This window comes from Blautia wexlerae DSM 19850 (assembly GCF_025148125.1).
Classification (GTDB): Bacteria; Bacillota; Clostridia; order Lachnospirales; family Lachnospiraceae; genus Blautia_A; species Blautia_A wexlerae.
The window spans coordinates 2,791,781-2,815,756 of record NZ_CP102267.1 but is presented as its reverse complement, the minus strand read 5'-3'; the positions used below and the strand labels follow the sequence as shown (position 1 = coordinate 2,815,756).

27 protein-coding genes and 3 pseudogenes are annotated in these 23,976 nt (G+C 40.4%); 24 read left to right on the top strand and 6 right to left on the bottom strand.

The genetic code is table 11. The annotated features are described in order from the left end of the window. Window positions 1-109: 109 nt before the first annotated feature. The 13 genes and pseudogenes from NQ550_RS13055 (at window position 110) to NQ550_RS12995 (ending at window position 9,775) form a co-directional block, all read left to right on the top strand. Entirely contained in the window at window positions 110-316 is a 207-nt protein-coding gene (locus NQ550_RS13055) for a hypothetical protein (protein WP_012744284.1), read from the top strand. Next, a complete protein-coding gene (locus NQ550_RS23080) occupies window positions 294-1,484 on the top strand; it encodes a CHAP domain-containing protein (protein WP_025580550.1) in 1,191 nt (396 codons plus the stop codon). The genes NQ550_RS13055 and NQ550_RS23080 overlap by 23 nt, the downstream gene beginning before the upstream one ends. A 158-nt stretch (window positions 1,485-1,642) precedes the next feature. After that, a complete protein-coding gene (locus NQ550_RS13045; RefSeq protein ID WP_008703822.1) occupies window positions 1,643-1,855 on the top strand; it encodes a helix-turn-helix domain-containing protein in 213 nt (70 codons plus the stop codon). A gap of 5 nt (window positions 1,856-1,860) precedes the next feature. Continuing rightward, complete coding sequence (vanR, locus tag NQ550_RS13040) at window positions 1,861-2,562, top strand: VanR-ABDEGLN family response regulator transcription factor (protein WP_004853366.1); 702 nt, start codon at window positions 1,861-1,863, stop codon at window positions 2,560-2,562. Next, window positions 2,549-3,634, top strand: coding sequence for a sensor histidine kinase (locus NQ550_RS13035; RefSeq protein WP_025580549.1), 1,086 nt, complete (start codon window positions 2,549-2,551; stop codon window positions 3,632-3,634). The genes vanR and NQ550_RS13035 overlap by 14 nt, the downstream gene beginning before the upstream one ends. A gap of 134 nt (window positions 3,635-3,768) precedes the next feature. After that, window positions 3,769-4,626 carry a hypothetical protein gene (locus NQ550_RS13030; RefSeq protein ID WP_025580548.1) on the top strand — a complete coding sequence of 286 codons (858 nt, stop codon included), beginning with the start codon at window positions 3,769-3,771 and terminating at the stop codon, window positions 4,624-4,626. Between the two features lie 4 nt (window positions 4,627-4,630). Beyond that, the gene (locus NQ550_RS13025; RefSeq protein ID WP_004853372.1) at window positions 4,631-5,344 is read left to right on the top strand and encodes an ABC transporter ATP-binding protein; all 714 of its coding nucleotides are present in this window, start codon (window positions 4,631-4,633) and stop codon (window positions 5,342-5,344) included. Beyond that, window positions 5,334-6,518 carry an ABC transporter permease gene (locus NQ550_RS13020; RefSeq protein ID WP_025580547.1) on the top strand — a complete coding sequence of 395 codons (1,185 nt, stop codon included), beginning with the start codon at window positions 5,334-5,336 and terminating at the stop codon, window positions 6,516-6,518. The genes NQ550_RS13025 and NQ550_RS13020 overlap by 11 nt, the downstream gene beginning before the upstream one ends. Window positions 6,519-6,545: 27 nt before the next feature. Then, entirely contained in the window at window positions 6,546-7,049 is a 504-nt protein-coding gene (locus NQ550_RS13015; protein WP_008703815.1) for a hypothetical protein, read from the top strand. 43 nt (window positions 7,050-7,092) lie between these two features. Further along, entirely contained in the window at window positions 7,093-8,133 is a 1,041-nt protein-coding gene (locus NQ550_RS13010) for a D-alanyl-D-alanine carboxypeptidase family protein (RefSeq protein ID WP_020994031.1), read from the top strand. Beyond that, window positions 8,049-8,864, top strand: coding sequence for a recombinase family protein (locus NQ550_RS13005; RefSeq protein ID WP_242832812.1), 816 nt, complete (start codon window positions 8,049-8,051; stop codon window positions 8,862-8,864). The genes NQ550_RS13010 and NQ550_RS13005 overlap by 85 nt, the downstream gene beginning before the upstream one ends. Window positions 8,865-8,985: 121 nt before the next feature. After that, window positions 8,986-9,153, top strand: a pseudogene (locus NQ550_RS13000) (tyrosine-type recombinase/integrase); the annotation flags it as partial. A 208-nt stretch (window positions 9,154-9,361) separates the two neighbouring features. After that, complete coding sequence (locus NQ550_RS12995; protein WP_118339504.1) at window positions 9,362-9,775, top strand: winged helix-turn-helix domain-containing protein; 414 nt, start codon at window positions 9,362-9,364, stop codon at window positions 9,773-9,775. Window positions 9,776-9,798: 23 nt separating this feature from the next. On the opposite strand, the gene NQ550_RS12990 is transcribed toward NQ550_RS12995, so the two are convergent. The 3 genes and pseudogenes from NQ550_RS12990 to NQ550_RS12985 form a co-directional block, all read right to left on the bottom strand. Next, window positions 9,799-10,716, bottom strand: coding sequence for a hypothetical protein (locus NQ550_RS12990; protein WP_416386869.1), 918 nt, complete (start codon window positions 10,714-10,716; stop codon window positions 9,799-9,801). A gap of 69 nt (window positions 10,717-10,785) precedes the next feature. After that, a pseudogene (locus NQ550_RS22880) lies at window positions 10,786-11,178 on the bottom strand (relaxase/mobilization nuclease domain-containing protein); the annotation flags it as partial. Continuing rightward, complete coding sequence (locus NQ550_RS12985) at window positions 11,127-11,468, bottom strand: plasmid mobilization protein (RefSeq protein ID WP_008703806.1); 342 nt, start codon at window positions 11,466-11,468, stop codon at window positions 11,127-11,129. The pseudogene NQ550_RS22880 and the gene NQ550_RS12985, both read right to left, overlap by 52 nt. 400 nt (window positions 11,469-11,868) lie before the next feature. Between NQ550_RS12985 and NQ550_RS12980 the strand changes: the two genes are divergently transcribed. Continuing rightward, window positions 11,869-12,228, top strand: coding sequence for an MmcQ/YjbR family DNA-binding protein (locus NQ550_RS12980; protein WP_008703804.1), 360 nt, complete (start codon window positions 11,869-11,871; stop codon window positions 12,226-12,228). A gap of 53 nt (window positions 12,229-12,281) precedes the next feature. On the opposite strand, the gene NQ550_RS12975 is transcribed toward NQ550_RS12980, so the two are convergent. From NQ550_RS12975 to NQ550_RS12965, 3 genes and pseudogenes are all read right to left on the bottom strand, one after another. Next, window positions 12,282-12,632, bottom strand: coding sequence for a type II toxin-antitoxin system RelE/ParE family toxin (locus NQ550_RS12975; RefSeq protein ID WP_242858909.1), 351 nt, complete (start codon window positions 12,630-12,632; stop codon window positions 12,282-12,284). Continuing rightward, window positions 12,607-12,780: a hypothetical protein gene (locus NQ550_RS12970; RefSeq protein WP_005426514.1), complete on the bottom strand. Its 174-nt coding sequence runs from the start codon at window positions 12,778-12,780 to the stop codon at window positions 12,607-12,609. The genes NQ550_RS12975 and NQ550_RS12970 overlap by 26 nt, the downstream gene beginning before the upstream one ends. A 421-nt stretch (window positions 12,781-13,201) precedes the next feature. Continuing rightward, window positions 13,202-13,534: pseudogene (locus tag NQ550_RS12965) on the bottom strand (IS110 family transposase); the annotation flags it as partial. Between the two features lie 417 nt (window positions 13,535-13,951). On the opposite strand from NQ550_RS12965, the gene NQ550_RS12960 reads away from it, so the two are divergent. The 10 genes from NQ550_RS12960 (at window position 13,952) to NQ550_RS12915 (ending at window position 23,819) form a co-directional block, all read left to right on the top strand. Further along, window positions 13,952-15,280 (top strand): IS200/IS605 family accessory protein TnpB-related protein, encoded by a 1,329-nt coding sequence (locus NQ550_RS12960; RefSeq protein WP_259837548.1) that lies wholly within the window; start codon window positions 13,952-13,954, stop codon window positions 15,278-15,280. Between the two features lie 689 nt (window positions 15,281-15,969). After that, window positions 15,970-16,407, top strand: coding sequence for a PBECR4 domain-containing protein (locus NQ550_RS12955; RefSeq protein ID WP_025579809.1), 438 nt, complete (start codon window positions 15,970-15,972; stop codon window positions 16,405-16,407). A 131-nt stretch (window positions 16,408-16,538) separates the two neighbouring features. Beyond that, window positions 16,539-16,898, top strand: coding sequence for an ArsR/SmtB family transcription factor (locus NQ550_RS12950; RefSeq protein ID WP_005330964.1), 360 nt, complete (start codon window positions 16,539-16,541; stop codon window positions 16,896-16,898). Window positions 16,899-16,957: 59 nt separating this feature from the next. Then, on the top strand, window positions 16,958-19,312 hold the full coding sequence (locus tag NQ550_RS12945) for a heavy metal translocating P-type ATPase (RefSeq protein WP_025579813.1): 2,355 nt from the start codon (window positions 16,958-16,960) through the stop codon (window positions 19,310-19,312). A 16-nt stretch (window positions 19,313-19,328) separates the two neighbouring features. Then, complete coding sequence (locus tag NQ550_RS12940) at window positions 19,329-19,847, top strand: DUF6921 family protein (RefSeq protein ID WP_008703789.1); 519 nt, start codon at window positions 19,329-19,331, stop codon at window positions 19,845-19,847. Between the two features lie 10 nt (window positions 19,848-19,857). Continuing rightward, entirely contained in the window at window positions 19,858-20,397 is a 540-nt protein-coding gene (locus NQ550_RS12935) for a hypothetical protein (protein ID WP_025579815.1), read from the top strand. After that, entirely contained in the window at window positions 20,394-21,938 is a 1,545-nt protein-coding gene (locus NQ550_RS12930) for an FAD-binding protein (protein WP_025579816.1), read from the top strand. Before NQ550_RS12935 ends, NQ550_RS12930 begins: the two co-directional genes overlap by 4 nt. Continuing rightward, window positions 21,935-22,645: a succinate dehydrogenase/fumarate reductase iron-sulfur subunit gene (locus tag NQ550_RS12925; protein ID WP_009203877.1), complete on the top strand. Its 711-nt coding sequence runs from the start codon at window positions 21,935-21,937 to the stop codon at window positions 22,643-22,645. The genes NQ550_RS12930 and NQ550_RS12925 overlap by 4 nt, the downstream gene beginning before the upstream one ends. Before the next feature lie 24 nt (window positions 22,646-22,669). Continuing rightward, window positions 22,670-23,413 (top strand): arsenic resistance protein, encoded by a 744-nt coding sequence (locus tag NQ550_RS12920; protein ID WP_008703782.1) that lies wholly within the window; start codon window positions 22,670-22,672, stop codon window positions 23,411-23,413. After that, complete coding sequence (locus NQ550_RS12915) at window positions 23,406-23,819, top strand: arsenate reductase ArsC (RefSeq protein WP_005330974.1); 414 nt, start codon at window positions 23,406-23,408, stop codon at window positions 23,817-23,819. Before NQ550_RS12920 ends, NQ550_RS12915 begins: the two co-directional genes overlap by 8 nt. Window positions 23,820-23,976 lie beyond the last annotated feature (157 nt).

Genomic DNA, 23,976 nt, shown 5'->3' with positions numbered 1-23,976 from the left:
ACATTATGAGTAAAAAAGGATATAGCAGACCAGGATTCTTTGGATCCATAAACCATTATGATGCAAACGGAAAAAAGTAGGCGAGAGCAGACCAGGATTCTTTGGTGGTATGAACGACTATGATGCAAATGGAAAGAAAATCGGACATAGTTCGCCTTCCTTTTTTGGTGGTATGAATCATTATGACAATAACGGGCATAAAGTAGGTGAGAGTCGACCAGGATTCTTTGGCGGTTTAAACCATTATGATGACAAGGGGCATAAGCGGGGGCATAGCAATCCAGGATTTTTAGGTGGATTCAATCATTACGGTTAAAACTGCACAGAGAGCAGCACAAGCGGCAAGGGCTGCGGCAAAAGCCGCCGTGGTTACGGTAAAGGCGATTGCCAAAGCGACCGCACTTGCCATTAAAGCGATTATTGCCGGAACGAAAGCCTTGATTGCCGCTATCGCCGCAGGCGGCTGGGTGGCGGTTTTGGTTATTATCGTGATTTGCCTGATTGGTATGATCCTCGGCTCAGTATTTGGCATTTTCTTCTCAGACGAAGATTCCGGCACTGGAATGAGTATGCAGACCGTTGTGCAGGAAATCAATACCGAATACGATACCAAGCTGCAAGAGGAAAAGAACTCGGTATCCTATGATGTTCTTGAAATGAGTGGCAGCAGAGCCGTTTGGAAAGAGGTGCTTGCCGTTTACTCTGTAAAAACGAATACGGATCAAGATAACCCCCAAGAGGTTGCCACAATGGACGATGGCAAAAAGCAACTCTTAAAAGACATCTTTTGGGAGATGAATCAAATATCTTCCCGAACAGAGAGCAAGACCGAAACAGTTATTACCGAAACCGATGACGGACACGGTAATATCGTGGAAACTGAAAGCACGGTCACACAAACCTATCTGTATATTACCGTCAGCCACAAGACTGCCGAGGAAATGGCGGCGCAATATGGTTTTAACGAAGAACAGAAAGGCTACCTCGCTGAACTGCTTGCAGATGAAAACAATTACCTTTGGTCACAGGTGCTTTACGGCATTACAGGCGGCGACGGACAGATCGTGACCGTTGCACTCTCTCTGGTTGGCAATGTGGGCGGTCAGCCGTATTGGTCGTGGTACGGTTTTAACTCCCGTGTAGAATGGTGTGCTTGCTTTGTATCTTGGTGTGCCAACGAGTGCGGCTATATCGACGCTGGAGTTATCCCAAAATATGCAGGCTGTGTCAACGGAGTACAATGGTTTAAGGATCGTGGACAATGGCTGGATGGCAGCGCCGAGCCTGCCCCCGGAATGATTATTTTCTTCGATTGGGCAGACGAAAGTGGTCAGGATGGATTATCCGACCATACGGGTATTGTTCAAAAGGTCGAAGACGGCAAGGTTTATACGGTCGAGGGCAACTCCGGCGACAGTTGCCGAGTCAATGAGTATTCTATCGGTTATTACGAGATTCTTGGCTACGGCGCACCTGCCTATTAAAATACACAAGCCGCCTGCATTTTGCAGGCGGTTGGATTACATATCAGAAAGATATTGTGCCGGTTTGAAAACTAAAAGTCTCAAAATACAGACTTAATAATTGCGATTTCACTCTCAAAGTGCTATAATACAAACTATATTTGGGTGGAGGTGCGGAAATGAAAGTACGGTACAACAAACTTTGGAAACTTCTGATTGACAAGGGAATGAAAAAGAGTCAATTACGAGAAGCGGTCGGGGCAAGCAAAAGTACATTTGCGAAACTCGGAAAAAATGAAAATGTTACCCTTCCCGTGCTGTTGAATATATGCGAATACTTAGAGTGTGATTTTGGCGACATAATGGAAGCCGTACCCGAAAATGAGGTGTAGGATCAATGAACAAGAAGATTTTAATTGTGGATGACGAAAAAGAAATCGTTGATCTGCTTGAAGTGTATTTGAGTAACGATGGTTATTCAGTATATAAATGTTATAATGGGTTAGAGGCGATGAAATGTATCAAACAGTCGCAGATTGATTTAGCGATACTTGATATTATGCTGCCGGATATTGATGGTTTTCGACTTTGCCAAAAAATTCGGGAAAAGTTTTACTTCCCTATTATTATGCTTACCGCCAAAATTGAGGATAGCGACAAGATTATGGGGCTTACGATTGGTGCGGATGATTATATAACGAAACCGTTTAATCCTTTAGAGGTTGTGGCAAGAGTAAAGACGCAATTAAGGCGTTATCAGAGCTATAACAGTCCTAATTTGAGCCAATCCGAAGAAAAAGACGAGTATGACATCAGAGGTCTACTGATAAACAGAGTCAGCCACAAGTGCTACTTGTATGGCAAAGAAATAGCCTTGACTCCGTTGGAGTTTTCTATTCTGTGGTATCTGTGCGAACATCAGGGTAAAGTTGTCGCCTCGGAGGAATTATTTGAAGCCGTGTGGAAAGAAAAGTATCTTCGCAACAGTAACAATACGGTAATGGCGCACATTGGGCGGCTTCGGGAAAAATTGAATGAACCTTCAAAAAATCCGAAGTTCATTAAAACTGTTTGGGGGGTAGGGTATGAAATTGAATAAAAAAGAAAAAAACTATCTGCTCTCTACCTTGTTCAAAGGGTATGTAATTCAATGTGCGATTTGCTCTGTGCTTATTTTTGGCGGTACTTTTCTTTTAGGAATTATGGCAGAGGAAATTCTCCGCAAGTATGTTTTGTATTATTACTTATATTACAGAACAGTATATCTTTATATAGTGGCTGTAATCGTGTGGGGTGGCTGTATTATATACTTGACATACCTACTTTTGAAAAAAGTAGTCGCCTATGTGTACGAGGTACAGGCTGCGACAGGAAAAATGTTCGATCAGAATGTCAGTTACATTGAAATGTCCCCGGAGTTGAGTGAAATCGCCGCTAACATCAATCAGTTAAAACAAGAGGCTGAAAGTAATGCAAGGCTTGCAAAAGAAAATGAGCAGCGAAAAAATGACCTGATTATGTATCTTGCACACGATTTGAAAACACCGCTTTCTTCTGTAATCGGGTATCTTACTTTACTGCGTGATGAGTCGCAAATCTCAAAGGAACTTCGAGAAAAGTACCTTTCAATCACTCTTGGTAAGGCAGAACGGTTAGAGGATCTGATTAACGAGTTTTTCGAGATAACACGATTCAATATATACGATATTACATTACAATACACGAAAATCAATTTAACTCGCCTGCTGGAGCAACTTGTATATGAATTTAAGCCTATGCTCAAATCAAAGAATTTGCAATGTAATCTTTGTGTTGATGATGATATAATGCTTCGATGTGACGCAGACAAAATTCAGCGTGTTTTTGATAACCTTTTGAGAAATGCGGTTATCTACAGTTTTGAAAATACGGATATCACGATCAGCGCACAATGTCAGGAAGATACGGTCAGCATTATTTTTTGTAACCACGGCGATACTCTGCCGGAAGAAAAGTTAAACAGGATTTTCGAGCAGTTTTATCGGCTTGACGCAGCGAGAAGTACAAGCAGTGGAGGAGCTGGATTAGGTTTGGCGATTGCAAAGCAGATTGTTGAACTACACAATGGTACAATCGTTGCAGAGAGCCAAGAGGATCAAAACAAGTTTTCAATTACTTTGCCGTTGGCGTAGGAAAATTGTAAGAATTTGCATAGAAAAAAAGAGGAATATCTTACGAGCAATCAAGAAAATACGGGCTTTTGTTTTGGTACAATAAAAGTATCAAGATAGAGGCTCGTATTTTTTGTGATACAGCATAAGGAGGAATGATGAAGTTGCTAAGAAAACAAATGCTGCTATGTTCTATTTTGTTTCTTGTATTTACGCTATCTGCCTGCTCTGCAATTGGGCAGACAGACGAAAACAATCTTACAGATAGCGCAACATCCGCAGAAAAAACGGTATCAGTTGTACGAGGGACAATTACTCCAACCGTTTCAACGCAAACGACTATTGTTCCGGCAGTACCGTTTATTATTTCCTCACCCGAAAATGGCATATTTAATACAGCGGTAGAATTAGAAGAAAAAATCACTGCCGGGCAAATTATTGGAACTGTGAACGGCAAAGAATTGAAATCTCCGGTGGATGGTACAATTACCTCTATTGCCCCATCCAATGAAAGCGTACCGAGTAATTATCCCGTAGCGATAGTGCATTATACAGGATTTGCCCTCAATGTAGAGGCAGATAATTTTTTGAGTACCTTACCGGAGTATGCAGAGTTGAAAGCAAAATTTCAAGTATATGATGGTGTAGGACCAACCGATATGATTGCCGTGGTGTCGCCTGCCGCAGATGAAAATGCGTTTACGGGAATCGTGCCGCAAGAGGGCATTCTGCAATGCTTGATCAGTCAAACAGTCGATGTGAAATCGGGGCAAAGTGCAACGGTAGTCATAACGGCGACAACGAGAAATGATGTCCTTATATTGCCGCTGTCGGTAATAGCGGGTAGACAAGGGACGGGATTGGTTACTGTAATTACTCCGAATGGAGAAAGAGTGGAAACAAAAGTGACATTGGGTGTGACAGACGGAGCCAATATAGAAATACTGTCCGGCTTAGAGGAGGGCGATGTAGTTTCTGCTACTCCGCCAAACCTTGATCCGAGGGGGATTTGATAAAATGAAAGGAATTTCCGAAAAGACTTTAATCAAAATAAAGGATTTGAAAGCAAGCGTCAAATTGAATAATGGCGATATGCTGACAACAGTAACCAACGCTAATATGGAATTGCAACGAGGGCGCAGTTATGCCATTGTCGGAAAGTCCGGCTCAGGCAAAACAAGCCTTATATCCATTATTGGCTTGTTAAATCGGGAATATGAGGGCGAGTACCTTTATGATGGTATATCTATTTCTGCTTTGAAAGACCGTGATCTGTCTATACTGCGAGCCAATAATATCGGATTTGTATTTCAGAACTACTCTCTGATTAAGCACTTGCGGGTATGGGAAAATATCGAATTACCCCTACTCTATGCCAAAAAGTCGTTTACCGCCAAACAGCGTCACGAGATAATTACAGGCTTGCTAAAAAGTGTCGGCTTAGAAAGCAAGGAAAATGATTACCCAATCAATTTGTCCGGCGGTGAACAACAAAGAGTTGCAATCGCAAGGGCGCTTGCAGTATCTCCGGAAGCCATTTTATGTGATGAGCCTACGGGAGCGTTGGATAAAAAGACGGGAACGCAGATTATGGAACTGTTGCACAGCGTCGTAAAAGAAAATGGAATTATGCTGCTGTTGGTTACGCACGATCCTGATATTGCAGATACCTGTGATACGATTTTTGAAATGGATGGAGGGAGGATAACTTGTGCTAAAAATGATACTTAAAGACCTTCGTCTGTCTCCACTTAGAAGTATTCTGACAAGTGTTTCAATGCTTGTAGGCATTATCGCAATGCTTGGATCGGTATTAGTTGGTACGCTTGGACGGGAGTATTTGATTTTCGTAAACGCACAGGTATATGGCTGGTCACCTACTTACTCATTCGTGATAACGGAATCCGATTTTCACGATAGAAATAAAATGGAACAATTATTCCAGAGATTTGAAGCCATTGATGATGTAGCCGCTGTTACTTTTTCTATGGGAGAAGATATTCGATTTGCACCAATGAAAGATTTAACGCCAATACCGCCGAATGATGTTTACCAAAACCTGATGGCTTTTGATTTAGTTTGCACCACGGAGGCATATAGTCAAGTCTATAATCTTCCAATGACATCCGGTAGATGGTTAGAGCCTTCGAGTGAGGGCGGCTCGCTTGAAGTGGTCATAAACAAAGAAGCTAAAAACTATTTTAATGATTCGCCCTATGCTGCAGGAAATGTAAAAAGCACACTTTCGTTAACCCCATTCAATATTGTCGGAGTAGTAAACGATGGCAGGGATTTTCCGACTATCTATGCGGATTCTGCGGCGATCCTCAATTTCGCACCAGCAATGTGGCAAGTACAAAATGCAAATGTGTATTGGCATCCCACAACAGGACTGACAATCGAACAGATACATTCTGCCCTTGGCGACATTTTGACTGATACCATTGGCGGTTACTGGGAAAGTGCTGGGCGGAGTGATATTGGAGATACCTATGATTCGGTATTGTCCATACTGCAATTAGGGCTTTTGGTTACTTCGCTTTTGTTGCTGTTTGTTTCCGTATTAGGGCAGATCAATATCGGACTATCTTCATTGGAACAGCGCACACATGAGTTGCTGATCCGCAGAGCGATAGGTGCTTCACGAACAAATATTGTGGCATTGGTTTTAGGCTCACAGTTGATTTTATCAATATTCGTTTGCCTTGCAGCTATTTTGATTTCGCTGATTTTGGTGCATTGTATTGGAGCGTTGCTCCCTGTGGATTCCCCGGTGGGAACACCGAGTTATCCAATCAGCGTTGCTGTTGTTGCAGTTGCTGTGTCTGTGCTTACAGCATTATTGGGCGGATTATTACCAGCATTGAAAGCAGCAAAATTAGAGCCTGCATTGGCTCTTAGATAATAAAACTCAATTCAAGGAGGAAACAAAATGAAACGAACAATCTCAAAATCCGAAAGACCGTACAGACTGTTATTGTGTGTTATGATTTCTTTGCTGGTGATTATGCTGGCAGGCTGCTCCACTTCTTCGGACTCCGACACAAACACAAGAGGTTTCACGGACTTTGCTACCATTGAAGAAGAATACCTAACGACCATTGAGAGTTTGAATTGGCCGGAGGGCTTTACGCCGCCTGATGCTTTGGAAGGCGAAGATACGGGAGCGTCTTTTCAGATAGGATATGGCGATACAAGAGCATCTAACCTTTGGGAATATTCTTGGATGCAGGAATGGCTTGATACTTACAATACGAATTCGGAAAGGGCGGCAAAAGCCTTAGCTGAACTCGAAAAAGCCTTTGATATGCCTTATATGGGAACAGATCGCTGTGATGACGCCACACGCAAATATCTTCGTGATAATATTGATAAAGCTAAGTTGGGAGATCCGTCTGGATTTACAGAGTGTATTCAGGCAAATTATGCCGATTAAAAATGGCACATAGGAGTTTTGGTGTTGGGAGGTGAGCACATATATGCAGAGAAAACGCCGTAAGAAAAAACGATTTGGAGTATTTTTGTTTTTGCTTGTAGTTTGTATCGGCATAGGTATAATGTTTGTGCCGTGGGCAATGCAGCCGGAAAATTTCAGAGAGGTAAAGAATAAAATAAATGGTTTTCTCTACAAAGAAGATTTTCCTGACTCTTATAATGCAAAATCGCTGATTTTGGTGGATTGTTCTGATGATGAAATATTTGTTTCAAAAAACGAGAACGAGCCACAAATTCCTGCAAGTTTAGCCAAGCTGTTTGTTATTGAGTATGCGTCAACTTTAGCAGACCTTGATAGTATCGTTGTTGCAGACTATGGTGCTATTTCACTCACGAAACCTGGCTCGTCTGTTGCTCAAATCAAGGAAAAAGAATACTTTTTACACAATCTATTTGCGGCAATGTTAGTACCGTCAGGGAATGACGCAGCTTATGTGGTTGCTGATTATTGTGGAGGATTACTTTCGCCGCAAGCAGAAAGCTGTCAAGAGCGTGTGAGGATTTTCATGGAGAACTTAAACCTGCATTTGCAACAGCAGGGGTACTTAGACACAGTTTTATATGATCCGAGTGGTTTTGATATGGAGGCACTTACCACCACTTTAGATTTGAAAGAAGTAGTATATCGGTTGTTGGAATACTCGTGGTTTAGAGAAATTGTATCTCAAAACACTTATACGGCAACACTGCCTGATGGCAGTACACAAATATGGCAGAATACAAACGCCTTCCTTGATCCGACATCCGAATATTACAACGAAAATGTATGCGGAATTAAGACTGGCTCTCTGTCTGACGACTATAACTTGATTGTGCTTTATCAGCAGCACAGGCGATTGCTACTTGTGATGAGCAGAAATTATCAAGAGGGGATCAGGTGCAGTTCCAGAGGTTTGACACGATCAAAAAGAAACACTGGAGCCCTACGACAGTATCGGCAATCGTCCGGGATGAGATTTATATTGGAACCAGAATCTGGGGCAAAACACGTTGCAGTATGCATACGGGCCATAAAGCAGTTCTGAATGATGAAACAGAATGGGTTCGCCTGGAAAATCATCATACGGCAATTATAGACAGGGAATTGTTTGAAAAAGCAAATGAAATGCATCCGAAAAAGAAGAGAAGTGTTGCAGAATCACGCACCAATTTTACTCTGGAAAGACGTAAAAAACAGCCGGCCTTGCTGATATGTGCCAACTGTGGGCATTCTCTGTTAAAAGAAACAGAGCATCTGCTGAAATGTTCAGATGCCAGAACCAATGGTGATCCTGTGTGCCGAAGTCTGGTGATTCGTAGGGAACCGATGGAGGAGAATATCCTTGGGCTTGTCCGTCAGTATGCAGCGTCAATGTTGAAAAAAGGAAAGAAAGTATCTTCCAAAAGACAATGTGAATACAAAGAGATCAATACTACAGAATTGCAAAAACAGAGCCGACAGTTGACCTCGGAAAAGATGAAACTCTATGATGATTACAAAGATGGTCGTATAGATCGTGATTCGTATAAGCAGAGAGCTGAAAAGATAAGTGTACAGCTGGATGAAATAAAACGAAAGATAGAAGATGCGAAGAATAGTAAAAAGCTTCTTGAACAAAATGAACTTTCTGATAAAATAAAACTAAAAGATTTCTTGGGAATTCAGAAGTTCGATACAGAGAAGCTGCGTGAGGTTATCAAGGTGATCCGTGTTCATAGTCAGGATGAAATTGAAATCGAATGGAATTTTGACGATATTTTTTCAGAACAGAGATAACTTGAGCAGGACAAGAATGACTTATCAAAAGATAATAAAGGTGCTGGGACTACCTGATGGAAGCGTCAGATAGTCTTCGGCAGAAAAAAATAAAATTTTTTTTGTCCTATACTTGACACATCCACATGTCATGCGTCATACATTCTGCACAAGGTTAGCCAACGCAGGAATGAACCCAAAAGCACTGCAATATGTCATGGGACATTCCAATATCACAATCACATTGAACCTCTACACTCACGCTTCACTTGAAACGGTAAAATCAGAATTACAGCGATTTGTAGCTTAGTAGTAAAAGGCTGGATTACTACCGATTTACTACTTTTGAAAGCAGAATGAAGCGGAAATATGCGGAGTTAAGTATGGTATCGACCTATTGAAAAGTGAAAAAAAGTCCGTAAATACGGGATATTCCAGCATTCGCGGACTTATGGATAGATAAAGAAAAAAGATTTAGATAAATAGAATCTAAAATTAATAATGTAGAGGCAATAAAGGTGAAAAAGATAGAAATTATTGAGAGAATCACAGATGCTAATGGAAGCATAAGTGAAAACATATTGACTAGCTGGGAACATAAAAACCAATTCATACCGGAAATTATAAGGTTTGGAGAATTAAAAATATATCTACAGGAACGAATTGTTAAAAAGAATGATAGTGATGTTCATCTTTCAAAATATGAATATGATATTTTACTTCTTTTAGCGAAAAGTCCAGGTAGAATATTTGGAAAAGAAATGGTTTATGATCTGGTATGGAATGAACCTTATTCCGGTGATTATAATGTGGTTATGCGACATATCTGCAATATCAGAGAAAAAATAGAAGATGATCCTGGACAACCATTATATATACAAACAGTACGAGGTGTAGGATATCGGTTTAACGGGAATTTAGGCAGCAAGTGAAATCGCTGCCTATTATTATGGTTTTACAAAGAAGGGAGTTTGTTATGAGAAGATCTTTGTATTTCAGGAGCATCCTGTTTGAGATATTTGGACAGATTTTGATGTATCAATTCCAACTCTTTTATTTCTTGCTTAAAAGAAACATATTGAGTATTTAGTGATTTTTTTTGGGAAATAAGATCTGAAAGTTGCTCCTGTAACTTATTGGTATTAAGATGCTTCAGGTCCATGCCATTTTCCTGTAAAATATGTTCAGCACCAGCGAAAAGAATAATTTGAGATTCATATTTACGGAAATAACGATCCGGATCTTTGGAACTTTTATAATGGTCATCGTAAATTTTATTTTTCTGATATTGTTTGGCATATTTTAGCATTTCTCGAAGATGACGTATCTGAGACTCGAGAGAAACAACAGAGGTATTTACCTCTTTTTGCTGCATATGTAACAAGGCTATGCGGTCTTCAAGTTCTGAAAAATTATGTAGATTATGTGTGAGCATCTTGTTATATTCAGCAGAGACAATTTTTAAATTTTCCTTATTTGCCCATTTCTGAAGTCCAATGTTTCCTGCTATATTGGGAGTGTTGGTGTCTATTAACTTATTACGAACAGAAGGAACAGTAGTTCTGTGAAGCTTATTATTAATGCGTTCTTTGATACGTTCCTTAGTAAAGTTTTTTCCTAAAGATTTAGCACTTCCACGCACTGGACGGGACATATCGGGAGAACGAAAGGTAATGTATTTTCTGCTGTTTTCGCCAAATTCTGCGTTTTTTATTTCATATCCTTTAGCTTCCATAAATGTAAGAAATTCTGAATAAGTGGAAACGATTCGGATTGTCTGGTTTATATCTTTTCGCAGCTGCGTTTTTTTACTGGATTCAGATTTATTTGCAGCCCATTCATTGTATTTCATTCCCTTTTTACCATTTGGCATAATTGTGGACAGGTTATGTTCCTGGCATAAAGTGTCGCTGAGATTTCGTATTTTCCAGTAATTCTTTTTACAGTCATGGTAATGAGAAAAAGTGATGTTATCTGCAGAACAGAAAATTAAATGGTTATGTACATGACCTTTATCAGTGTGTGTTGTCAGAACATAGGAGTATTTTCCCTCCAGCAAGCGATCCGCAAGTTCTCTGCCGATTTGATGGGCTTCTTCATAGGAAACTTCACCAGGGGAAAATGCCTGAATCAGATGAAATGCCTTATTTGTATTGTGCGGATCTCTGCAGTCATGTGTATGATCCAAAGTGTATTTAAAGTCAAGAGCGGCTGTTTCGGGAGAGCAGGCAAAGGAAGAAATATATAGATTCTGGTCAGTTTTATCTGGATTGCAGATGTATTCTATTGCTTTATCAACGGTTGTTTTGATACCATGGATTTTTGTAACTGCCATATTTTTTCCATTAACTCCTTTATATCGTCCAGGTCCTTTTGGTAAACTGTATTGCTACTGTTTATACGATGGGTGATCTGATTCAAATTGCTGCTGATATTGCCCAGCAGGGTATTCATTTTTCGGATATGAGAGTAGTCTACTTCATATACAAATCCATATAAGATCATTTTCCGTAGAAAGGCAGATTTGCTTTTCATCCTGGAAAGACGATATTTTTCTTCTAAAATGTATTGTTCGTCATCATTCAAATAAAATTGTACGGGATGAATTCTGGTACGTTTGCTCATTGAAATCCTCCAATTCGTTTTTTTCTATAAAAAAGAGTACAAAAAAACTGTCTAACCAGTTCGGCTATGACAGTTATGGTACTTGTTTTTTTGTTGGTTTGGACAGATGTATCTGTAAGTTATTTTAACAGGACTGGGTGAAAGCGTCAAATTAAGAAATTATAAAATATGAGAGGGCCAGGGATACTCCCTGATACATTTTGGTAGAATGAACCGGAAAGGGAATTTGACAAAATGAGCCAGTTGTCATGACACTGGCAGTGCTTGCTTCTTTTGGGGTGTAGCCTGCAAAGCAGGCTATGCAAAAGCTATAAAACATAAATGGAACTGTGAGAAGTGGTTGAGAATATAATCCTGATAGCGTATAATCAGAGCAAGAAATCGTAAGTGAGGGATAAATTTGAAACGTGAGGAAATTTTTCAATATGTGAAAGAGCAATATGGAACGGAACCGGAATATTTATGGAAAAAAGATCCTGATTCTGCGGTGCTTCGACATAAAAATGGAAAATGGTATGCTATAATTATGGCAGTGGAAAAGAAAACACTGGGATTAGAAGAAGATGGAAAAATTAATATCCTGGATGTAAAATGTGACCCTGATCTGGTTGGGATGTTAATTCAAACGTATGGATTTTTACCGGGGTATCATATGAATAAGCGACACTGGATTACGATTCTTTTGGATGAATCTGTCAGTGAAGCTAAGACGCTAGATTTTCTGGATATGAGTTATGATTTAATTGACAGTGGGAAGTAATTAAAATTAAAAAGGAAGCCTTTCAGAAAAATCTCTGATCGGCTCCCAGGTATTCATTCTGGATATGTATAAGTTGATCTTTGCAACAGGATATTTTCCCAATCTCGTTCATGGCGCAGCACTCGGAGAATATGAATCTCTTTTGTTTCTTCCATTATAATATAAAAAATAATAGATGGCGGAAAAGATCTTTTATGTATGGAATATCCTCTGTACAGAATTTGAGTTCGGGGAAAGGCAGTACTGAACTGGCCTAAATTCTGCATTTGTTCTTTCAGATCAGATTGAAAACGGTCAGCACGTTGCTGGCCGAATTCTTCTTCAATATAATCTGCAATGTCTGTGACATCGTAAATTGCTTCCCAGGTTAAAATAATTTTATATTCTTGCATTTCTTCGTGCATCCCTTAATTCTGTGATTTTGCGAAAAGCATCTTCCAGTGGCAATTCACGACCAGCTTCCATATCATCAATTCCCCGGTCTAACATGCGGAGAAGATGATTGTTTTCCTGGTTTTTATCGGTTGTAGGGACTTTTTTTGTTAATTCCATAAAATCACTCCAATCATACGGTTTATAAATAGTGTATGTTGTTCAGAAGTATCTATCCATAGTTTAGCATAGAATGGGCAGCAATACAATTGAATTATTTTGCAGGAGCGTCCGTCAGACCGAGAAGATATTCGCAGGATTGCCAGATCATTAAAATCATATCCTGCAAGTTGTAATTTGGCAGCGAGCGTTTTCTGAGTAAGATTATGAGCCTTTCGTAATTCTTTTACCCGTTGTCCTATTCTGTTTTTGCTGTTCGTTTTTTTATCCCAATAAATAATCATTCTGATCCTCGAAAATTTCTAAAGATGAAGTATTATTATTGATTTTAAGGAAAAATATTGTTACTATACTTCTAAAGATGAAGTTTTGGAAAGTCTATTTGATTTTTGAATAATTGCGCGTCGCATTCTCGTTACTTTAGAGCGTAGCGGGCAATCTTGACAGAATCAGCTTTGTCGGACTTGATCTTGCGAAGAGAATCGTTATTAAAATCTTTGACCAACTTGGGATTAACAGCACTGACAAAGAGATCTGCTGCTGAAAGCTGGTGAGCAAGTGCTTCGTAGTAGCGGCCGGTATGTTCCATTACAACCCGGGATTCACCTTCGATAGAATGAATAAGTTTAATAAGTGAATGGATATCACTGGATGTGTGCTTAATCTCAAAAGGAGAGGATACAATCTCCCCAAATGGTCTCAGAATTGTAACCATACTTTTACCTTTTGAAACATCGATACCTACTGCGTTCATAAATTTATCACTCCTTAAAAAATATTACAATGGATAAATACCAGTTTTACTCATTACCTGTTCAAACTACTGTGTGTGACACGAATGCACCTAATGTGATTCAACCTGCATAAAACGAACACTGTGAATGAGGAGCCGGTTATCAGTCTAAAGTACGGACGCGAGGTCCAAGTGATGAAGTCGATATACCATTGCATCCTACATTCTAACAGTTTAAGTAATGAGATGGATAAATCCTTACTGGAAGTAAGGGGATTACCCATAAATATATTGTAGTAGTGATGAGTTAGACGCGCAAATTTTTTACTCAAAGAAAGAACGCATGTTTACTTTTGGCACTATATGTGCTAAAATATAACCATAGGTAGTAGAAAAAACAACAGAATCTGAGAAAAGAGTTATCAGGGAGAAATAAAAATGCAGATAATATCCAGTTATGGTGTGGAATTACGAAAACAGAATATCCCGATCCGCCAGACACTGGAAATCTACCGTTCTGCTGTCAGCTATCTGATTGGGATTTATGTGAAGGTATGGGAAGGATTAGCAGAAATCCCGGATGCAAAGAGGCGTTTTAATGCTGCAGAACATCTGGTACATACTACGAAGAAAAACCATGCCTGTTTTGATTTTGATATCCGGTTCCCAAAGATGCCTTCCTATCTGCGCAGATCTGCCATCCAGCATGCACTGGGGACAGTATCCTCTTATAAAACACGGCTGGATCTATGGGAAAAGACCGACGGAAAGAGCGGGAAACCAAAGCTTGTATATGAAAACCACGCCATGCCGGTCTTCTACCGTGATGTCATGTATCGTGAAGGCGCAGAAGGGAAAGACGAAGCATACCTGAAACTCTATGACGGTCATGACTGGAAATGGTCCTGTGTACGTCTGGATCATACGGATATGGAATATCTGAGAAAATGCTGGTCAGGGAAAAAGGCATCTGCCCCGACTCTGGAAAAGAGACACCAGAAGTATTTTTTGCGTTTTTCCTATAAAGAGGAAGTAACACTTACCAAAACACCTGTGAAAGAACAGATCATCTGCAGCGTGGACTTAGGGATCAATACCGATGCAGTCTGTACGATCATGCGGGCAGACGGAACTGTCCTGGGAAGAAGATTCATAGATCATCCCAGTGAAAAAGACCGGATGTACCGCACACTGGGACGGATCCGCAGATCCCAGAGGGAACATGGCTCTGCGCAGACACAGGGAAGATGGGCATATACGAAACGTCTGAACACAGAACTGGGTAAAAAGATTGCAGGTGCGATTGTAAGATATGCGGAAGAAAACCATGCAGATGTGATCGTGTTCGAGTATCTGGAGATGCAGGGGAAGATATCGGGAAAGAAAAAACAGAAACTGCACCTGTGGAGAAAAAGAGATATCCAGAAGTGTTGTGAACATCAGGCACACAGGAAAGGGATGCGGGTATCCAGGATCTGCGCATGGAATACCAGCAGATTGGCTTATGATGGTTCCGGGGCGGTAACACGTGACTGGGAAAATCACAGCCTCTGTACTTTCCAGACAGGAAAACGATATAATTGTGACCTGTCAGCATCCTATAATATAGGGGCGAGATATTTTATAAGGGAACTTTTAAAATCCCTTCCGGCAACGGAAAGGTCTTTACTGGAGGCAAAAGTCCCTCCTGTAAAGCGTAGAACCTCATGTGTTTATGCTGACTTAAGAGAACTTCATCTGCAAATGGAGATCTTAAAAGTAGCATAAACACAGGCAGATATACAGCGGATTACCTGTAATGTGGGAACCTGCCGTATCCGGCATGGAAAAAGCACATAACTGTGCAGACCTAAGTTACAGGCGTATCCGCCGATATTCAGTCTGACGCCTAAAGCGTCTGGAAGCACGTGACTTTAGCCATGTGAGGTTCACGATTATCGGAAAATGCCTGTAAACAGCGTAAATACAGCATTTCAAGGAGTTTTAAGCAATGATAAGAGTGTTATTTGTCTGCCACGGCAATGTTTAATGGATGCCGTGAAAGCCTTGATTTTATTGGATTTCTTGGGAATTAACCAATAATTTACACCTTATTTATACCTTTGGAAGACCGGATCGGAATAATATAATAAAATTTGCTAATCTGTGTTGATTTTTTTTATGATTGAGTATAATAAAATCAAGAACAGAAATGTTCTCGATGTAAGAGCATCGTTAAAAGTTGGGCTGCAGATGGAGCAGGGTAAACTTCCATCTCATTAGATGTCTTAACTGGGCATCGAGCCTGGTAGCTTGGATAAAGCTGTAGTCCACGTGGGGGACTTAATGATTTTAACGTCGTTATGGGTATCTTAACTGGGTATCGAGGCTGACAACCAGCAGAAAACTCTTTTACAAAAGTAATTCTCAGAAAAGTGTGGTTTAATGCCACACTCTTTTTTGCATGTGAGGTATAAGTGGCAACAAAGGTAGATAAGAAAAACGCAATACGACAAGGTATTACAGAGGCGGAAATCGTATATTTCCAAAATTTGGCAGGTAAAACATTTCTGTATGTTTGTGGAGATGAATATTTTGAAGTTTCTTTTCCAATAGATCACTTTCTACATTTAACAGGAGTGGAGACAAGACTTTCGACCAAGGATTTTTATAAGAATGCAAAAAAATCTATTCTTACAAATAATCAGTTCTATTTTGACGCAAGACATGTATATGCAAATGCCAAAAGGAAACTTCCGTGTTTAAAACGCTTGCCGGAATTAACGAATGAAATGGTATGTGTTCTAAAAAATATGGAAACCATGACAATTACATATAAACTCAGCGTTACAAATTTGGAATTTACAGGAAGTGTGACAAGAAAGCCAAAACGGTATACTGGGAAAAAAGATTAAGAAAAGAATAAAGAGCTGGTTTTAATTGTAAAATTTATGGGGAACTAACATCAGCTTATTGACATGAATTTAAAAATAAGTATAATAATAGTTGAGTAATTGTTCAACTATTATTATTTGGAGGTGAATATATGCCAAAAACGTCTTATATTTGTAATTGCGATGTAATTCATGAGGATATTGTGAATGATGTGAAATCCAAGATGCAGCCAAAAGATGATTATATCCAGTTGGCTTCTTTGTTTAAGCTATTTGGAGATGGAACTAGAGTACAAATCTTACACGCTCTAGAACAGAGTGAGATGTGTGTATGTGATCTTGCAGTGCTACTGGGGGTAACAAAATCTGCAATTTCGCATCAGTTAAAGGCATTACGCCTTGCGAATCTGGTAAAATTCCGTAAAGAAGCACAGATAGTTTACTACTCACTGGCAGATGATCATGTGAAAGAGATTATTGACAAGGGATTTGAGCATCTTTGGCAGAAATAATATTTTTTAACATTATAGTTGAGTAATTGAACAATTAAACAAATTATAAGGAGATTATCATGAAACGCATATTTCTATTAAAAGGGTTGGACTGTCCAAATTGTTCCGCAAAAATTGAAAAAGAAGTCGGAGAGTTGGATGGAGTGCAATCCTCAGTGGTAAATCTGATGAAGCAGACGATTACAGTCAATGTTACTCAGACAGCCGCAGATACGATAGCCAGTCAGATTGAAACGATTGTTTATAGTCATGAGCCAGATGTGGAAGTTCAGGAAGAAACCGTTATGAATGTTACAAAGAGTTATTCGTTAAAAGGGTTGGACTGTCCGAATTGTTCCGCAAAAATTGAAAAAGAAGTCGGAGAGTTGGATGGAGTGCAATCCTCAGTGGTAAATCTGATGAAGCAGACGCTTACAATCAATGTTGCTCAGACAGCCGCAGATACGATAGCCAGTCAGATTGAAACGATTGTTCATAGCCATGAGCCAGATGTGGAAGTTTCTGAAATTGTACAGGAATCTTATATACCGGAAAAAAAGCAGGAGGCCAATGAATCCTATAACAATGAGGATAAGAAGTTGACAGTTCGTTTAGCGACTGGTGCAGCAATCTATGCCATTGGTATGGCATTGACTGTTTTTGCGAAAGTGCCACTGCCTATCGAGTTAGCTTTTCTCATTGTTTCTTATGTTATTCTTGGTGGAGATGTTGTATGGCAGGCTGTGAGGAACATTTCAAAGGGGCGTGTATTTGATGAACATTTTTTGATGAGTGTTTCTACGATTGGGGCTTTTGTTATTGGTGAATATCCAGAAGCAGTTGCTGTTATGCTATTCTATCAGGTAGGTGAATTTTTTCAGTCATTGGCTGTTAAGCGTTCCAGAAAATCTATATCAGACTTAATGGATATACGTCCAGATTCTGCTACAGTAAGAAGAAATGGGGAATTGATTACCATATCTCCAGAAAATGTCTCCATTGGTGAGATTATTATTGTAAAGCCTGGTGAAAAAATTCCATTAGACGGTGTGGTATTGGATGGAGATTCTATGCTGGATACAAGGGCCTTAACAGGAGAATCAGTTCCGAGAAGTGTTCATAAAGGAGACGAAGCACTTTCCGGTTGTATGAATCAAACGGGTGTCTTAATGATTAAGACAACAAAAGCATTTGGTGAATCTACGGCTTCAAAGATTATTGATCTGGTGGAAAATGCGTCAAGCCGAAAAGCACCAACAGAAAATTTTATTACTACATTTGCACGTTATTATACACCTGTGGTTGTAATCTTAGCAGCTTTTCTGGCGATTCTGCCACCGATCATTCTTGGCGGAGGCTGGACAGAGTGGATTCGCAGAGGATTTGTTTTCCTTGTGGTATCTTGTCCATGTGCATTGGTTATTTCAATCCCGCTGACTTTCTTCGGCGGCATTGGTGCAGCATCTAAACGAGGTGTTCTTGTAAAAGGAAGCAATTATTTAGAGGCACTTAATAATGTCAGCGTTATTGTGTTCGATAAAACCGGAACACTTACAAAAGATGTTTTCAATGTGACGGATATTTTGCCTGTAAATGGATTTTCAAAAGAACAGGTTCTGGAGTATGCGGCAGAGGCAGAGAGTTTTTCTAACCATCCTATTGCAAAATCCATTCTTGCTGCTTATGAAAAAGAAATTGATCAGTCAGTGATTTCTGATTATAAGGAAATTTCAGGATATGGAATCAGTGTAATGGCAGGGGAAAAGAAAGTTTTTGCTGGCAATACGAAACTTATGGATACAGAATGTATAGAGTACACAACCTGTGAAAAAGCAGGTACAAAAGTTTATTTGGCTGTAGATGGTCAATATGCAGGATGTATTTTGATAACAGATGAAGTGAAGCCGGACAGTAAAAAAGCAATTTCTGACCTGAAACATATCGGCGTGGAAAAAACAGTCATGCTTACCGGTGATGATGAAAAAATTGGGAAGTCTGTTGCAGAAGAATTGCAGTTGGATAAATATTATGCACAGCTGCTTCCTGACCAAAAAGTGGAAAAGGTTGAGCTTTTAGATAGTAAAAAGAGACCGGGAAGCAAATTGGCTTTTGTTGGTGATGGTATCAATGACGCTCCTGTCCTTGCCCGTGCAGATGTTGGTATTGCAATGGGTGGGCTTGGTTCGGATGCGGCCATTGAAGCAGCAGATGTAGTTCTGATGACAGATGAACCGTCTAAGCTGGTGGACGCGATTGCAGTAGCAAAAGCGACAAAACAGATTGTCATGCAGAATATAGTGATTGCTCTTGGGATTAAGAGTGTGTTCCTGATTCTTGGCGCTCTTGGTATTGCGGGAATGTGGGAAGCTGTATTTGGTGATGTAGGCGTTACCATAATTGCTGTTTTGAACGCAATGAGAATTTTGAAAAAATAGGAAATGAGGTGGAAATGTGAAACGAAAACTGATTCTGTTAGTTGTTACGATTGTTTTTCTTGTAGGTTTTGGTGTCATTTTACATTCACCGCCTTCTATGATTGATGCAGTCACAGGAGCAACACCGAAGTCAAAAAAGGCGGCTCAAGCCTCCGCACAGTTGGAAGGCTCTTATGTTCTCGGTATTAATATGATGTCAGATGGTCTCGACAACGAGAACACCCGGAATAAATTAAAAGAATTGGCACTGGACGATTCGGAAACAAATGAAACAGATCTCATGAAAACGGACATTAGTTTTCGGTTATATGTATCTGAGACGGATTATCCGCTTGTCAGTTATGCTAAGAAACTCTGTGACAGGTTGAAACAGGCCGGTTTTTCCGTAGATCTGAAAGAGTACAGTAACACAATGATGCTATCAAGAGTGGTAAGTGGAAAGTATGATGTATTCCTGGCATCGGATGATTTTATTGACGTTACAACGCTAACACAGATGGACTATATGATCATGGACAGCGAAGAAATGAGGTGAGCGGGAATTTATGAGAAAATGGAATACGATTTTGTCTGTTTTAATGCTTCTCATTTTTATGATTCATGGAATCATGGGCAGCTTTATGCTGAACGGAGTTGGAAGTAGTGCAGGGAAACTTCTTGCATGGATTGGTGTTGGCATTCTTGTTGTGCATACGGTGATTGGTGTCATCCTGACAGTTCAGAGTTTACAGACAGCGAAGCAATCAGGAAAAATGTATCTGAAACAGAACGCCATATTTTGGGCGAGACGAGCCAGTGGGATGGCAATACTGATTCTGCTGTTATTCCATATTGGCTTGTTTGGAAAGGTGCAGAATGGGACATATATTTTGTTCCCTTTTACAACGGTAAAGATGGTAACTCAGCTTTTGTTCGTAGCGGCAATCTTTGTTCATATTTTTATCAATATACGCCCATTGCTCGTATCACTGGGAATTATTAGTTATAAAGAACGAAGGAGCGATATTTATTTGATCCTTTCGGTGCTTCTTCTTTTTATAGCGGGAGCGGTTATTTTATATTATATTGGGTGGCAATATCTATGAGTAAGACAATTATTATTATAGGTGCTGGACTGGCAGGACTTTCAGCGGCTTTGCAGGCAGCGGAAAATGGATGCAATGTAAAACTGGTTTCCTCCCTTCCGTCAGAGCGGGCACAGTCTGTTATGGCGGAGGGCGGTATCAACGCAGCTTTGAATACAAAAGATGAAAACGACAGTCCCGAAGAACATTTTACAGATACAATAAAGGCAGCATGTGGTCTGGCAGATCCAAATGCAGTTTGGGGAATGACACAGGCAGCACCGGAGCTGGTGCACTGGCTGCTAAAACTTGGAGTTAAATTTAACATGAGTGGCTATGATGATGTGGATCTGCGGAATTTTGGCGGGCAGAAAAAGAAACGGACTGCTTTTGCACAGAGCGATACCGGGAAGCAGATCATGACAGCTATGATAGACGCTGTTCGCAGGAAAGAAGCATCTGGTATGGTAGAACGGTTCAGCCATCATTCTTTCCTAACACTTCGTCTGTGTGGCAATATTTGTTGTGGCTGCGTAATCAGGGATGAATACAGTCAGGAGACTGTGGAATTACCGGGGGATGCGGTTATTGTTGCCACCGGTGGTATGCACGGATTGTTTGGAAATACAACGGGTTCGCTGAGCAATACAGGAGAAGTCACCGCAGAATTGTTCCGGCTTGGTGTTCCTCTGGCAAATGGCGAGATGATCCAGTACCATCCGACAACTGTGAAATGTGGTGGAAAACGCATGCTCATCAGCGAGGCGGCCAGAGGGGAAGGTGGCAGGTTGTTTGCCATGAAAGATGGAAAACAATGGTATTTCATGGAGGAAAAATACCCGGAGCTTGGAAATCTGATGCCACGAGATATTACCGCCAGAGAGATATGGAAGGTCAGCCATGAATCAGAGGTATTTCTTGACATGACGGAAATATCGGAGGAGATTATTTCAAATAAGCTATCTGGTCTGGCAGACGATTGTATGACCTATCTGCATAAAGATATACGAAAGGAACCGGTGTCTGTTTTACCGGGAATTCACTATTTTATGGGAGGCATTCTGGTGGATGAGCAGCACAGAACGCCGATTCAGAATCTTTGCGCTGCCGGAGAATGCTGTGCCCAATATCATGGTGCCAACCGTCTTGGTGGAAATTCTCTGTTAGGAGCGTTATACGGAGGACGTGTTGCGGCAAAATCAGCATGCGAACAGGCAGATGTAGTAGATCTATCTTGTGCGACACAGATAGATTTTCCACCAGCGTCTCAAATTTCAGAAATAAAGCAATTAAACAAAGTGATGCAGGAGACTATGGGCGTTATCAGAAATGAGAATACGTTGTTAAATGGGATTCAAACGGTACAAGCGCTGACAGGAAATCTTCCATTGCTTGGCATGGCAGTTCTAAAGAGTGCTCTTGCAAGAAAAGAAAGCCGTGGTGCACACTGGCGGGAGGATTATCCGAAGAGCAATGACGATGATTACCTTAAAACAACGGTAGCCAGATTTGATGGAAAGCAGATACAGATTTCCTTTGTACCTGTTCCAGAAAGGCGGTGATTCACTTGGTATATAAAATAAGAATCAGGCGGCAGGAGAGTCAGAAATCAGACAGTTATTGGCAGGAATTTGAGTTTGACGGAAGCAAAAACAGCTCTGTTGCCAATGTTCTAAAGGAATTGAACAGTAGAACCCCTTTGAAAGATAATTCAGGGAATATAGTTACTCCCATCAGCTGGGAATGTAGCTGTATGGTGCGAAAATGTGGGGCTTGCGCCATGCTGATTAACGAACGTCCGAGGCTGGCATGCTCTACATTTCTACATACGTTAAAAGGTTCTACAATCACCTTGGAACCTTTAAGCAAATTTCCGCTTGTAAGAGATTTGATCGTTGACCGGTCAATTCTGTTTGAAAATTTGAAAAAACTGAACCTTTGGCTTGAAAGTGAAGCTTATATGAATCCGTGGACACATGAACCGAGATACCAGTCGGCACGCTGTCTGATGTGTGGCTGCTGCCTTGAAGTGTGTCCCAACTTCTCTGCAAATGGGACTTTCGCAGGCGCTGTTGCTGCAGTCAACGCATTTCGGATTCTGAATGAAGAACAGGAAAGCACTCATTTGAATGAGATTTCTGCTGAATATAAGAAGAAATATTTTGAGGGATGCGGGAAGTCGTTATCTTGTCATGATATTTGTCCGATTGGTCTGCCTGTGGAAGAACTGCTTGTAAGGTCGAATGCAGCGGCTGTTTGGGGCAAATAAAATGGATGATAAAAGCTATAATGAATGTATGAAGAGAATCAAAAACTTAAGACATGGATCACACCGGATCTTGCGACGGAGTATCTCGCAGGAGCCGTGCTTCTCGGAGCAGCTCCATGTACCGCTATGGTATTTGTCTGGAGTACGCTGACAAAGGGAAATCCGGCTTATACAGTAGTTCAGGTGGCATCAAATGACATTATTATATTATTTGCATTTGTACCGATTGTGAAATTTCTGCTTGGTGTTTCTAATGTTAGTGTTCCGTTTCAGACGTTATTTATGAGTGTGGTTCTATTTGTAGTAATACCACTTGCAGCCGGAATCATAACAAGGCTGCTGGTAGTCAGAAAGAAAGGTACGGAATACTTTGAGCAGACTTTTCTGCATAAATTTGATTCCGCAACAACAGTGGGACTTTTGCTCACGCTGATACTGATTTTTATGTTTCAGGGCGAGGTGGTGCTGGACAATCCACTGCACATTATATTGATTGCAGTTCCGCTGATCATTCAGACATTCTTTATATTCTTTCTGGCATTTGGAGTATGCAGAATTATCAGACTTCCGTATGATATTGCAGCCCCGGCTGGAATGATTGGTGCATCGAATTTCTTTGAGCTAGCTGTTGCAGTCGCTGTAGCTTTATTTGGTACATCAAGTCCAGCGGCACTGGCAACTACAGTAGGTGTATTAACAGAAGTCCCGGTAATGCTTACTCTTGTGAAGATTGCAAACAAATTAAAGGAGAAGTTCAAGTATGAATAAGAAAAAAGTTGCTTTTATATGCGTTCATAATTCATGCAGAAGCCAGATTGCAGAAGCTTTGGGAAAACATCTGGCTTCGGATGTATTTGAAAGTTATTCGGCAGGGACAGAAACAAAACTACAGATTAATCAGGATGCAGTCCGGATTATGAAAGAATTGTATGGAATTGATATGGAAGCAGAAGGACAATATAGTAAGCTGATTGATGAGATACCAGTACCGGATATTGCAATTTCAATGGGTTGTAATGTGGGATGTCCGTTTATCGAAAGACCGTTTGATGATAATTGGGGACTTGAAGATCCAACCGGAAAGAGTGACGAAGAGTTTAAGAAGGTTATTGATGAGATAAGGATGCAAATTTTTATATTGAAACAACGATTGGATGAATTTGAAGAAAACTAAAGAAGTTGAGAAATTGCAGTTTGTCGAACGGATGAGATACAAAAAAACATATAAGAATAATCAACAAGGCAGGTGGTTTTATAACAAGACTGTCTGCCTTCTTTTATGCCAGCAGAGGCTATTTCAAAGGGGCATCCAAAAGACATACAATATATAG

Excerpts from the sequence above, each read along its gene's own strand:
- NQ550_RS13055 (WP_012744284.1), top strand. The coding sequence starts at position 110 with ATGAACGACTATGATGCAAATGGAAAGAAAATCGGACATAGTTCGCCT.
- NQ550_RS13045 (WP_008703822.1), top strand. The coding sequence starts at position 1,643 with ATGAAAGTACGGTACAACAAACTTTGGAAACTTCTGATTGACAAGGGA.
- vanR (WP_004853366.1), top strand. The coding sequence starts at position 1,861 with ATGAACAAGAAGATTTTAATTGTGGATGACGAAAAAGAAATCGTTGAT.
- NQ550_RS13035 (WP_025580549.1), top strand. The coding sequence starts at position 2,549 with ATGAAATTGAATAAAAAAGAAAAAAACTATCTGCTCTCTACCTTGTTC.
- NQ550_RS13030 (WP_025580548.1), top strand. The coding sequence starts at position 3,769 with ATGATGAAGTTGCTAAGAAAACAAATGCTGCTATGTTCTATTTTGTTT.
- NQ550_RS13025 (WP_004853372.1), top strand. The coding sequence starts at position 4,631 with ATGAAAGGAATTTCCGAAAAGACTTTAATCAAAATAAAGGATTTGAAA.
- NQ550_RS13020 (WP_025580547.1), top strand. The coding sequence starts at position 5,334 with ATGATACTTAAAGACCTTCGTCTGTCTCCACTTAGAAGTATTCTGACA.
- NQ550_RS13015 (WP_008703815.1), top strand. The coding sequence starts at position 6,546 with ATGAAACGAACAATCTCAAAATCCGAAAGACCGTACAGACTGTTATTG.
- NQ550_RS13010 (WP_020994031.1), top strand. The coding sequence starts at position 7,093 with ATGCAGAGAAAACGCCGTAAGAAAAAACGATTTGGAGTATTTTTGTTT.
- NQ550_RS12990 (WP_416386869.1), bottom strand. The coding sequence starts at position 10,716 with ATGCCAAATGGTAAAAAGGGAATGAAATACAATGAATGGGCTGCAAAT.
- NQ550_RS12985 (WP_008703806.1), bottom strand. The coding sequence starts at position 11,468 with ATGAGCAAACGTACCAGAATTCATCCCGTACAATTTTATTTGAATGAT.
- NQ550_RS12975 (WP_242858909.1), bottom strand. The coding sequence starts at position 12,632 with ATGCACGAAGAAATGCAAGAATATAAAATTATTTTAACCTGGGAAGCA.
- NQ550_RS12970 (WP_005426514.1), bottom strand. The coding sequence starts at position 12,780 with ATGGAATTAACAAAAAAAGTCCCTACAACCGATAAAAACCAGGAAAAC.
- NQ550_RS12960 (WP_259837548.1), top strand. The coding sequence starts at position 13,952 with ATGCAGATAATATCCAGTTATGGTGTGGAATTACGAAAACAGAATATC.
- NQ550_RS12950 (WP_005330964.1), top strand. The coding sequence starts at position 16,539 with ATGCCAAAAACGTCTTATATTTGTAATTGCGATGTAATTCATGAGGAT.
- NQ550_RS12945 (WP_025579813.1), top strand. The coding sequence starts at position 16,958 with ATGAAACGCATATTTCTATTAAAAGGGTTGGACTGTCCAAATTGTTCC.
- NQ550_RS12935 (WP_025579815.1), top strand. The coding sequence starts at position 19,858 with ATGAGAAAATGGAATACGATTTTGTCTGTTTTAATGCTTCTCATTTTT.
- NQ550_RS12930 (WP_025579816.1), top strand. The coding sequence starts at position 20,394 with ATGAGTAAGACAATTATTATTATAGGTGCTGGACTGGCAGGACTTTCA.
- NQ550_RS12920 (WP_008703782.1), top strand. The coding sequence starts at position 22,670 with ATGTATGAAGAGAATCAAAAACTTAAGACATGGATCACACCGGATCTT.
- NQ550_RS12915 (WP_005330974.1), top strand. The coding sequence starts at position 23,406 with ATGAATAAGAAAAAAGTTGCTTTTATATGCGTTCATAATTCATGCAGA.